At 61.7% G+C, this 11483-nt stretch carries 7 protein-coding genes; 6 read left to right on the top strand and 1 reads right to left on the bottom strand.

Annotated elements, in window-relative coordinates:
- Window positions 1-874 (bottom strand): TetR/AcrR family transcriptional regulator (locus tag BKH20_RS01295; protein WP_075389635.1); only part of this gene is annotated, 874 nt, incomplete at its 3' end.
- A gap of 259 nt (window positions 875-1133) precedes the next feature.
- Here BKH20_RS01295 and hisN point away from each other — a divergent pair.
- The 6 genes from hisN to BKH20_RS01265 all read left to right on the top strand — a co-directional run bounded on the left by hisN (window position 1134) and on the right by BKH20_RS01265 (window position 11452).
- Window positions 1134-2027 (top strand): histidinol-phosphatase, encoded by an 894-nt coding sequence (gene hisN, locus BKH20_RS01290; protein ID WP_075389631.1) that lies wholly within the window; start codon window positions 1134-1136, stop codon window positions 2025-2027.
- A 106-nt stretch (window positions 2028-2133) separates the two neighbouring features.
- The gene (locus BKH20_RS01285) at window positions 2134-3246 is read left to right on the top strand and encodes an ATP-binding protein (RefSeq protein WP_075389630.1); all 1113 of its coding nucleotides are present in this window, start codon (window positions 2134-2136) and stop codon (window positions 3244-3246) included.
- Between the two features lie 247 nt (window positions 3247-3493).
- On the top strand, window positions 3494-4330 hold the full coding sequence (locus tag BKH20_RS01280) for an undecaprenyl-diphosphate phosphatase (protein ID WP_075389629.1): 837 nt from the start codon (window positions 3494-3496) through the stop codon (window positions 4328-4330).
- Window positions 4331-4651: 321 nt separating this feature from the next.
- Entirely contained in the window at window positions 4652-4942 is a 291-nt protein-coding gene (locus BKH20_RS01275) for an SWEET family sugar transporter (RefSeq protein WP_256692966.1), read from the top strand.
- 300 nt (window positions 4943-5242) lie between these two features.
- Window positions 5243-8299, top strand: a complete 3057-nt coding sequence (locus BKH20_RS01270) for a tetratricopeptide repeat protein (RefSeq protein ID WP_075389628.1) — start codon at window positions 5243-5245, stop codon at window positions 8297-8299.
- Window positions 8300-8341: 42 nt separating this feature from the next.
- On the top strand, window positions 8342-11452 hold the full coding sequence (locus tag BKH20_RS01265; protein ID WP_075389627.1) for a tetratricopeptide repeat protein: 3111 nt from the start codon (window positions 8342-8344) through the stop codon (window positions 11450-11452).
- Window positions 11453-11483 lie beyond the last annotated feature (31 nt).

Below are 11483 nucleotides of genomic sequence, written 5' to 3'. Positions count from 1 at the left end.
GCACGGTGATGTTGCCGCCGAGCGACTCCGCCGCGGCCCCGAGGGCCTTGTTGACCCGGGACTCGGAGATGTTGGGGTGGAAGACGAGTACGAGAGTGTTCACGGAGGACTCCCTGGTGTCGTTGGACTGTGAGGCGGGGGATGGCCCCCGTGAGGCGCCGTTGCTCCCGGCGCCGGACAGGACGTCGCTCAGGCTGGAGAAGCCGCCGATGATGACCTCAAGCTTGGGAGCCATCGCACCGCGGTCCAGCCAGGACTCCTTAGGGCGGAAGGGGACGCGGTCGGTGTCGTCGCCGCTGTGCAGCTCGTTCGGCCCGCGCATGCCCAGGGCGGCGCTCGAGTCGCCGAAGCGCTCGTCCCACATGCGGGTGGCGACGTCGATACCGCGCTCGCTCCGACCCGGATGACGGTCGGACTCAACGGTCTCGGCCATGGCGACCGCCTGCTGGTGGGCAGTGAGAACCGTCGAGAGGGTGTAGTTGAGCGCCAGGTAGGCGTCCTCGCTGCGCAGGCCACCGGAGACCAGGGCGTTGTGGGCGCGCTTGGCCACCGACATGAAAGGCACGTAGGCCCAGGCCAGGTTGATGAGGGTGTGGTCCAGGCCGGGATGGGCGTCGAGCACGTCCCACAGCGAGTCGGAGAGCCGGCGCAGGTAGTCCTGCCAGCTCAGGCCGGTGGGAGGCAGTGTGGCGTCGGCGGACACACGCTCCAGGCAGGCCACGAGCAGGTCGTCGCGCGAGCTGACGGTGCGTCCCAGATCAGCCGTACTCACCCCGAGCCGACGCGCCACCTTGCCCATCGTGAACCGGTCCACACCGATCTCAAGGGCCGCTGTGACGACGTCATCCCTGGTAAAACCGGCATTATGCTGCATTGAGCCTCCCGGGTTGGGTCATACTCGTCAGCGTAACGAACCAGTAACAGGCCGCCAAATCGAAGGCGCCTATCCGTGCGATGACCGAAGCCGTTCTTCCGCAATATAACGAGAAAAAACCCGCTTCTCCCCGCAACGCCCGCACAGCATGGGATCTCACGGCGAGGTAACGACTCGGCCCACACCCGGCGGCCTGCCGAGTGGCGCGCCCGACGACGGTGGAGTCTCACCGAGCCCGCTCCCCCGTTACCGTGGTGCCATGAGCGAGACTCCCCGCCCACAGCGCCCCGTCTTTCCGGAACCGCCCGCGGCGCCCTCACCGGCAGCGGCGCCTGCCGCACCGACGGCGCCCCCGACCAAGCAGCGGCGCTGGCGCGATGACCTGCACCTGGCACACACGATCGCCAACAAGGTGGACAGCCTCACCCTGGCCCGTTTCGACGCCGGCAACTTTACCGTGGAGACCAAGTCGGACCTCACGCCGGTCACCGAGGCCGACAAGGAGGCCGAGCGCGTCATCCGCGAGCAGCTGGGGCGGGCGCGCGGGCGCGACTCCGTCCTGGGTGAGGAGATGCCCACCACCGGGCACTCCTCGCGCCAGTGGGTCATCGACCCGATCGACGGAACCAAGAACTTCGTGCGGGGCGTGCCCGTGTGGGCCACGCTCATCGGCCTCATTGAGGACGGCCAGTGCGTCGTCGGGCTGGTCTCCGCCCCCGCGCTGGGGAGGCGCTGGTGGGCCGTATCCGGCGGCGGGTCCTGGACCGGGCGGTCCCTGAGCTCGGCGCAGCGGCTGTCGGTGTCCGGTGTCGACGACCTCACCCGGGCCTCAATGTCCTACTCCTCGCTGTCGGGGTGGGCCCAGACCAAGCGGCTGCGCGGAATGCTGGGGCTCATGCAGTCGTGCTGGCGCACCCGTGCCTACGGGGACTTCTGGTCCTACATGCTCGTGGCCGAGGGCGCCGTCGATCTGGCCGCCGAGCCCGATCTCGAGCTCTACGACATGGCGGCGCTCGTGCCCGTGGTCACCGAGGCGGGCGGACGCTTCACCTCCCTCGACGGCGAACCCGGCCCCTTCGGGGGCAACGCGGTGGCCACGAACTCGCTGCTGCACGACGTCGCCCTGCACCACCTGAGCACCGAGACGGACTGAGCCGGCCCCGGTTGAGCCGACACCCCCTTCCGCTGGACATCAGTGCGCCCCGAAGTTATAAAAGATCTAAAAGATCTAAAACGCGCAAAAGTGGAGACGATCACACATGGCCAACCCCTTCAAACCGACAGCGGGCGCAACGCCTCCGTTGCTTGTTGGCCGCAACCGCGTCATTGAGGAGTTTCTGGAAAGCCTCGACGACGGCCCCGGAGCGCCTGGGCTCTTGGAGCTCATCACTGGCGCCAGGGGCGTCGGGAAGACCGTCATGCTCACCGCTCTGGGAGACTCGGCACGAGAGCGCGGCTGGGTGGTCGTTGATGAGACCGCACGAGAGGGGCTCATGGACCGACTCGCCGCCGAGTTCACTCGCCAGCTGTCGCAGCTCGCCGGCAAGGAGCGCTCACGGTTGACCTCCTTGAGCCTGAGCACACCGCTTGGTGGCGGTAGCGCAACACTCGAGCACGCGCCCACTCCTGAACCCTCCTGGCGGCAGAAGGCGCGAGCTCTGACCCAGTGGCTCGCGGAACACGGCACCGGTCTGCTGCTCACGATCGACGAAGTGCATGCCATTCCGCGCGAGGAGCTGCGAGCCCTGTCCGCAGAGGTGCAGCACCTCATTCGCGAGGGGGCTCCCATCGGCCTGCTCATGGCCGGCCTCCCCAAGGCCGTTGAGGAACTCCTCAATGACGACATCACCACCTTCCTGCGCCGGGCCGAGCGGATCGAGCTCGGCGAGGTGGCCATCGACGACGTCTGCGAGGCCCTGAAGTCGACCTTCGACGCGGGCGAGAAGGCGTTGAGCAACGACCTGGCTCAGGAGTGCGCGACTGCGACCGGCGGCTACCCATTCATGATCCAGCTCGTGGGGTATCAGGTGTGGAAACACAGCGGCGATGGCCCAGTGACCCAGCCAGCAGTCGCCGCAGGAACGACCGCCGCCCGACTGCGCCTCGGCAACCTGGTGCACGCTCCGGCACTGCGCGACCTGTCCGACGTCGACCGCACGATGCTCGTGTGCATGGCCAAGGACGACGGCCCGTCACAGATCGCCGACATCGCCGAACGCATGGACCGCCCCGCCAACTACGTGTCGGTCTACCGCAACCGACTGCTCGCCGCCGGAATCATCAAGACCGCCGGCTACGGCAAGGTCGACTTCGCCGCCCCCTATCTGCGCGAGTACCTGCGCGAGCACGCAGCACACCTCGTCATGGAGTGAGTCGCAGCAGCCGACGGCCGCTCCTCGGCCACACGCAGGGATCACACGGGCTGGACTTGCCACGCCTCTAACGTTATAAAAGGGGCACAAACTGATACGCGGCCACAGAGTTGGGCCTTTGCCCCGGTGTCGCCGCACGGCTGAACCGCCACCGCTGCGGCGGGTACCACAGTGGCCCGGCCGTTTCCCCACCTCGTGCGCCGGTAACCTGCCGTGAGTCCACAACCCATCCACCCCAGGAGTCCCTTTGAACTGGCTGCACGCCGTCCTCCTCGGCATCGTCGAGGGCATCACCGAGTTCCTGCCGGTGTCCTCCACCGGGCACCTCAACATCGTCGAGAAGCTGCTCGGCCACGACATCACCGAACCAGGCACGACCGCCTTCACCGCCGTCATCCAGGTGGGCGCGATCCTCGCCGCCATCATCTACTTCTGGGCCGACATCGTCCGCATCGTCACCGCCTGGTTCAGAGGCCTGAGCAACAAGCAGGCCCGGCAGGACCCCGACTACACGCTCGGCTGGGGCATCATCCTGGGCTCGATCCCGGTGGCCGTTGTTGGGCTGCTGCTCAAGGACTTCATCGAGGAATCGGTCCGTTCCCTGTGGGTGATCGCCGGGGCCCTCATCCTGTGGTCGGCAGTCATGTGGCTGGCCGACCGCCAGCAGAATCTCACCAAGGGCATGAAGGACGTGACCGTCAAGGACGCCCTCATCATCGGTGCGTTCCAGGCCCTGTCCCCGGTACTCCCCGGCATCTCCCGTTCCGGGGCAACGATCTCGGCCGGCCTGTTCCTCAAGTTCGATCGGGTGACGGCCACGCGCCTGTCCTTCTTCATGGGGATTCCGTCCCTGGTCGCGGCCGGCCTGCTGGAGGCCGTCACCGAGGCCGGCGCCATCAGTGACACCGTGGGCTGGACGCCCACCATTATCGCGACCGTCGTCTCCGGCGTCGTCGCCTACGCGACCATCGCCTGGCTGCTGCGATTCGTGTCCTCCAACAAGTTCACGTCCTTCCTCGTCTACCGCGTGCTGCTGGGCCTGATCATCATCGTCCTGGTCTCTGCAGGCACCATCGCCGCCTGACGCCGAGTTCTATTCCCCGACGTCGGCGTTCCTCGCGTGCGCATGATGCCTTTGAAACTAGGTATCGGCTCTATGTCAGGACATTGGTGACACGTTGTGGAACCCGGGAGTGAGACGCACAGCCCGGATTCGAGGGGGCGACACCCTCCAACACACATCACACATTTGTTACATTCCACTCACACAATCATCGCGATAAGATAAAACAAGAGAGTCACTCACAGGCGCGACGGCCACCCAAGCCAACATCCTCACCCCTAATTTCGTCCTGCGATCAGACCCTTCATTCCCGCAAACCAACCACGCAAGAAGGGACGCAAAGTGGAAAAAGCGGAAGAGGAACGCGCACAAACTAAAGAGAAGCGCATGCAGACTCTCGGGTGGGTCGCAACTGCGATGTCAGTGATGATGTACGTGTCGTACATTCCACAAATTATCGGCAACTTGCACGGTAACAAGGGAGACTTCATCCAGCCATCCGTAGCAGCAGTGAACTGCACGTTGTGGGTCATTTATGGACTGTGCAAAGAGAAACGCGACCTGCCGCTGGCTGCAGCTAACTTTCCGGGAGTCATCTTCGGGTTGATTGCAGCCAGCACGGCTCTTATCTAGCAGTTCTTGGGAGGTGACCACTTTCCAGCCGCTCCCAGGATGCTGACGACTGACGCCGCAGGGCGTCATCATTGATGTCAGTAGGCTGTGAGGCAGTGTCTGCATGTGGATCTTCTCCACGCTTTCAACTAGCACCGGGGCATACCTTCCACGGGTGGCGTGCTCAATGACGCGCACGCCGCCTTCGACATCACCGCACTCAAGCAGCTCATGGCCGAGCAGGAACAGCTTCCCCTGGGGTAAGCACAGCCTCACGAGCCGCTGAGGACGACACCCAAGGACATCGGGGAGATCCGCAACATGACCACACGCCACCCATCCGCTTCTCCTAGGCGAATTCGCTTCGGAAGTCGTCCCGCGATCGCCGCAGGTTTCGTCAAGCGGCAGGAACAGGATGAGCTCTTCGACGCCGTCTTCACTCGCGCCGAGCCTCGCACAGTGCTGACGGGGATGCGGGGAAGCGGCAAGACTCAGCTGGCCGCTGCGGTTGCGGCCAGGTGCGAGGAGGAGGGCTGGCCCCTGGTTGCGTGGATTCGTGCGACCTCACGTAAGGAGATCATTGTCGGCCTCTACGAACTCGCGCTGCGGATCGGTATCGACGCACCGAAGAACATTCCTCTGGAGGTCATTGTTCAGCGCCTCCTGGATCGGTTGCGCTCAGCAGAGGCGGCAGACCGCCTCTTCGTCTTCGACAACGTGGAGAACCCCGACGACCTGAGAGACCTCATCCCCGAGGGAGCGGGAGTCCGGACCCTCATCACCACCACGCGCCACCTCGACTGGGACGGCCCGGGGTGGCGGCGGTTGACGGTGGGTGCCTTCGATCGTGAGCAGTCGATCTCCCTCCTGTGCGAGCACACTGGCGACACTCACCGCGAAGCTGCTGACCGGATCGCGGATGCGCTGGGCGACGTGCCCGTCGCCATCACCCAAGCCGCCGCGACAGCACAACAGGGTGGATACGCCTTATCCGGCTACCTCGACAGGCTCAGTCATCACCCGCTCGAGTCACGCATCAGTCGCCTCGAGGGTGCCAACTACCCCGACGCCGTCGGCATCGCACTGCTCATGGCCTATGAACAGGTCTTGGAGCAGCTCAGAACCAAGCATCCTCAGCAGGAGAGGATCGCCGTATCGCTCCTCGACGCACTGTCCCTCCTGGCTGCTTCCGGAGTGCCGACTCACTGGCTCTTGAGGCTCGACGGCGACTCCGATGCAGTACGCGACACCTTGTCTTTCCTGAAGAGCGCCGCTATCTTCCAAGAGTCCAGCGACGGCGACAAGACCATTATTCACTGGCTCCAGGGACACGTGTACAGGGAGACCTACCTGAATGACCAGAAGAAGCTCGGTGAGGCGCGTAGGTGCTCTGCAACACTTCTCGGCGGGATTGACATAGACCGCCTAGAGGATGGTGAACAGCGGCGAGACGAGACCCACCATCTCATCGAGCAGTTTCTCTCAGTCACATCACAGGACTACTCTCATTCATTATTTTCTGAGCCACGGGTGTCTTCAAAGCTCGCCGAGACATTGCACGACGCAACCAGTCTTGGGATGTCGCAGCTAGCCCTTGGCCTCACTGACTCCGTGACCCAGGCCTGCGACGTCTTGGGCCCCCACCACCCCGACACCTTGGCTTCACGCAACAACCTCGCCGGCACTTACCGGGCGAGCGGCAGGCTCGATAAGGCCATCGCCCTGTACGAGCAGAACCTCGAGGACTCCATCCGCGTCCTGGGCACCGACCATCCCAGCACCCTGACCTCACGTCTCAATCTCGCCGGCGCCTACCAGGCAGCCGGCAGGCTCGATCAGGCCATCCCCCTGTACGAGCAGGTTTTCAGCGGCCGCAGCCACGTCTTGGGCCCCGACCACCGCAGCACCCTCATGTCACGCGACGAACTGGCCGGAGCCTACCGGGAGGCGGGCAGATTCGACGAGGCCATCACCCTGAAGAAGCAGATCCTCGCAGACGCCATGCGCATCATGGGTCCCGACAGCCCCGGCGCCTCGGCCGCACGTAACAGCCTCGCCGCCACCTACCGGGATGCGGGCAGGCTCGACGAAGCCATCACCTTGTACAAACAGAACCTCGACGACGTCGCCCGCGTCATGGGCCCCCACCACCCTGAAACCTTGGCCTCACGCCACAGTCTCGCCGGCGCCTTCCGGGATGCGGGCAGGCTCGACGAAGCCATCTCCCTGTACAAGGAGAACCTCGAGGAATTCACCCGTCTCGCGGGTCCCGACCATCCACACACCCTCAGCGCACGCAATCAACTCGCCGGCATCTACCGGGATGCGGGCAGGCTCGACGAAGCCATCTCCCTCTTTGAGCGGAACCTCGAAGACCGCACCCGCACCCTGGGCCTCGACCACCCTGAAACCTTGGCCTCACGCCACAGTCTCGCCGGTGCCTACCGGGATACGGGCAGGCTGGATGAGGCAATCGCCCTGTTCGAGCAGAACCTCACCGACTTCATCCGCATTCTGGGCCCTGACCGCCCCGACACCTTCACCTCACGTAGCACGCTCGCCAGTGCCTACCAGGCAGCCGGCAGGCTCGACGAGGCCATCGAACTGTTCGAGCAGAACCTCGAAGACCGCACCCGTACCCTGGGACCTGCTCACCCTGTCACTCTCACCTCGCGCGGCAACCTCGCCAATGCCTACCAGGCAGCCGGCAGACTCGACCAGGCCATCTCCCTGTTCGAACGGAACCTCACCGATTTCATCCGAGTCCTGGGCCCCGACCATCCTGAGACCTTGGCCTGGCGGGACAAGCTCGCCGGCGCCTACCAGGCGGCCGGCCGGCTCAACGAGGCCATCCCCCTGTTCGAGCGGAACCTCACCGACTTCACCCGAGTCCTGGGTTCCCACCATCCTGAGACCTTGGCCTCGCGCGGCAATCTCGCCGGCGCCTATCAGGCAGCCGGCAGACTCGACCGGGCCATCCCCCTGCTCCAGCAGAACCTCGAAGACCGCACCCGTATTCTGGGGCCCGACCACCGCGACACCTTGGCCTCGCGCAACAATCTCGCCGGCGCCTATCAGGCAGCCGGCAGGCTCAATCAGGCCATCCCCCTCTTCGAACAGGCCCTCACCGACCACACCTATATCCTGGGTCCCCACCATCCCGACACCCTCAACACGCGTAACAACCTCGCCGGCGCCTACCAGGCCGCCGGCAGGCTCCACGAGGCCATCCCCCTGTTCGAGCAGACCCTCACCGACCACACCTACGTTCTAGGCCCCCAGCACCCCCTTACCCTCAGCACCCGTAATCACCTCGCCAATGCCTATCTTGCCGTGGGGAGGTCCGAGGAGGCGAGGAAGCTCTTCGGGACGCCGTGAGAATTCTGTTTCGGCACCGCTGACCGCTTGTACGATAGTGGCATGGCCGATCCCCTCTCCCTCGCTGTCCTGTCTGCCAGCATCACCGGGCTGCTCATGCGCGGAGCTGCTGTGGCCGTCGATCCTTCGTGGAGCAGCGCGGCATCGCTGCCTGGCGAGGCCGTCAACACATGGCGCAGCATATGGAGCCTGATGCAGGCTCGAGGTGGACAGGAGAATCCGCTGGAGGCGTCCATCAAGGCCCGCCTTCAGGAGCAGGTGGATGACGCCAGCGAAAGGTATGAACTGGCCGGAATCAGTCGATTTGCCTTGGCTGGGGCCGTCACCGAGATGGAGGTGGCGCTCACGGAGCTCAGCGGGGACGACGACGCTGTCGTTGAGGCGGTGCGGTTCCCGGACAACTTCGAGACATACCTCCGACGGCGGACGGCTGGTCGCCGCCGAAACGTCGAGGCGGCAGCTGAGCCTTTCTTCGATGACCTGACCCGCATCGTCGCCGACGAGTTCATCCGTCACGCTCCAGGCTCACGGGCTTTCGACATTGCTGCGCTCAAGCAGCTGCTCGCAGGCCAGGAACAGATACGTGCCGGAGTGGAGCAACTGCAGGGGGCGCAAGCAGAGACTAACGAACGTTTGACGGCAGCGGCTACGGATATCCAAGAGATCCATAGAGCGGTCACTCGAAACCAATCCGCCTTGCCCACGCGGATTCGCTTCGGTAGTCGCCCCAGAGTCACCTCAGGCTTCGTCGAGCGAGAAGGTCAGGATGAGCTCTTCGATGCCATCTTCACTCACGCTGAGCCTCGCACAGTGCTAACGGGGATGCGAGGATGCGGCAAGACTCAACTGGCCGCTGCAGTTGCAGCTAAGTGCGAGGACGAGGGCTGGCCCATCGTCGCATGGATCAATGCAGCCTCACGTGAGGAGCTTGTCGCCGATCTCTACGAGCTCGCACTGCGCATTGGTATGGATGCACCGAAGGACATTCCTCCGGAGACTATTGTTCGACGCTTCCTGGATCAACTGCGCTCAGCAGATGCGGCGGACCGACTTTTCGTCTTCGACAACGTGGAGAATCTCGACGACCTGAAGGGTCTCACTCCCAAGGGCAGCGGAGTCCGGGTCGTCATCACCACCACACGTCACCTTGACTGGGACAGTTTGGGATGGCTTCCGTTGAAAGTCGGCGTCTTTGATCGCGAGCAGTCGATCACGCTTCTCTGCCAACGCACCGGCGATACTCGCCGCGATGCGGCGGATCAGATCGCAGAGGCTCTTGGCGACCTCCCTGTCGCCGTAACCCAAGCAGCTGCGACAGCAAAATGGGGTGGATACACCTTGCCCGACTACCTTGGCAGGCTGAGCAATCACCCACTCGAGTCAAGCATCAGTCGCCTCGAGGGCGATGACTACCCAGAGGCTGTCGGCGTCGCGCTATTCATGGCGTACGAACAGGCCTTGGAGCAGCTCAGAACCCAGCACCCTCAACAGGAGAGCATCGCTATATCACTTCTCAGCACGATATCCCTTCTTGCCGCTTCTGGCGTACCAACCCGCTGGCTGTTTAACTTTAGCGATAACCCAAAAATCGTCAGAGATGTCACCTCATTTCTTATCAGTAGATCCATCTTCCAAAAAACACATGACAGTAGGAAAATTTTTGCACATCGTCTTCAATGTCAATCATTTCGGGAGAATCAGTTCGGAGACAAAATAGTTGAAACTAGGGCGGTCAACACAGTAATCAGCCTTCTCAACAACGCCAGAATTAACGACCCCAAGAATATTGAAGAGGGTCGCGAAGACACACTTGACCTAGTAGAACAACTCCAATCCATTACATCACAGTACTATTCACAAATTATACTGTCTCACCCCGGTATCGTGGAAGTGGCAGCGAGAACCCTTAACCATTTGTCAGATGACTGGATGCCGCAAGTAGCATTCTCTCTCGACAAAACGGTAGCAAAAATTACCAGAATACTGGGAAGAACTCACCACTACTCCCTCATTTTGCAAAACAATCTGGCTAGCGCCTACCAGGACGCCGGTCGTCCCGACCTTGCCTCCCCCATATTCAAGAAAAATCTTCTAGTTTATGTCTCACAACAGAATTCAATGGAAGTCTCGGGCACGTTAAATAACCTGGCCTCCTCTTACGAATCTCTCGGAATGATCGACAAGGCCATCAACCGCCAAGAACGCAGCATTAAAGTACTCGAAACGACCTCCCAAGACAGTGCAAAAATTCTTGCAGTAAAAATTAATCTTGGAGACTCCTACATGCTGGCCGGAGGGTTTGACGATTCTGTTCGCCTACTCGAATCCACAATGAAAGAATGTCGCAACGACCTTGGGCCGAACACTCCTGAGACAATTAGGTGCAAAATTAAACTGAGCATGGCCTATCATCATGTCGGCCAGAACACGAAAGCACTCGGCCTACTCAAAGAGTGCGCTAAGGAAGCCGCACGCACAACACTCTTGGATAAAGTCCTATGCCTCACAATTCAGGAAGGTCTAGCATCGTGCAATCTAGCAGCCGGCAACATTTCAGAAGCCATCCAGCTGCAAAAAGCAGCCCTCTCTGAAGGTGAACGAATTCTACCTGCAGAATCTCCTACGCTATTTGAATTACGCACCAATCTCGCCGTATTTTATAGTAAATCTGGAGAGTACAGGAAATCCGCCTCCCTATTAGAGCAAAATCTTGCATCCTTCGCACACATGCAAGGAGTAGCGACATCGAATGTTATTGAGACTCGCGTTAACCTCGCCTACATGTATTTCCTTGTAGGCAGACAACTTGAAGCTATAGAATTAAACAAGAATACATTAGAGTTATGCAAAATATACATGGACCCCCTGCATCCAAGCCTATTATCTCTGCACCACAACCTCGCCTTTGAATATTTTTCCACAAAACAAATAAATAAAGGAATTTCACATTGCAAGCTTGCCTTGCAAGGTCGCAGTCGCATTCTCGGAACTAGACACCCTGATACCTTAGAGACACAGATTTTACTCGCTGTAGCATATCGCGCCGCTGGAAGAATTGAGGATGCGGAGAAACTCTTTGAGACGCCGTCGGACTCCGAAGAGGATGAGCAGAACGGCACCGAGGAGGACCTGGACCAGGAAACCGGCGACTGACCGCCACAAGGTGCCGTCATTGATGTCGGTG

Origin of the sequence: Actinomyces oris, assembly GCF_001937445.1 — a bacterium.
Lineage (GTDB): Bacteria > Actinomycetota > Actinomycetes > Actinomycetales > Actinomycetaceae > Actinomyces > Actinomyces acetigenes.
This window is presented reverse-complemented; position numbering and strand designations above follow the sequence as displayed.

Excerpts from the sequence above, each read along its gene's own strand:
- BKH20_RS01265 (WP_075389627.1), top strand. The coding sequence starts at position 8,342 with ATGGCCGATCCCCTCTCCCTCGCTGTCCTGTCTGCCAGCATCACCGGG.
- BKH20_RS01270 (WP_075389628.1), top strand. The coding sequence starts at position 5,243 with ATGACCACACGCCACCCATCCGCTTCTCCTAGGCGAATTCGCTTCGGA.
- BKH20_RS01285 (WP_075389630.1), top strand. The coding sequence starts at position 2,134 with ATGGCCAACCCCTTCAAACCGACAGCGGGCGCAACGCCTCCGTTGCTT.
- hisN (WP_075389631.1), top strand. The coding sequence starts at position 1,134 with ATGAGCGAGACTCCCCGCCCACAGCGCCCCGTCTTTCCGGAACCGCCC.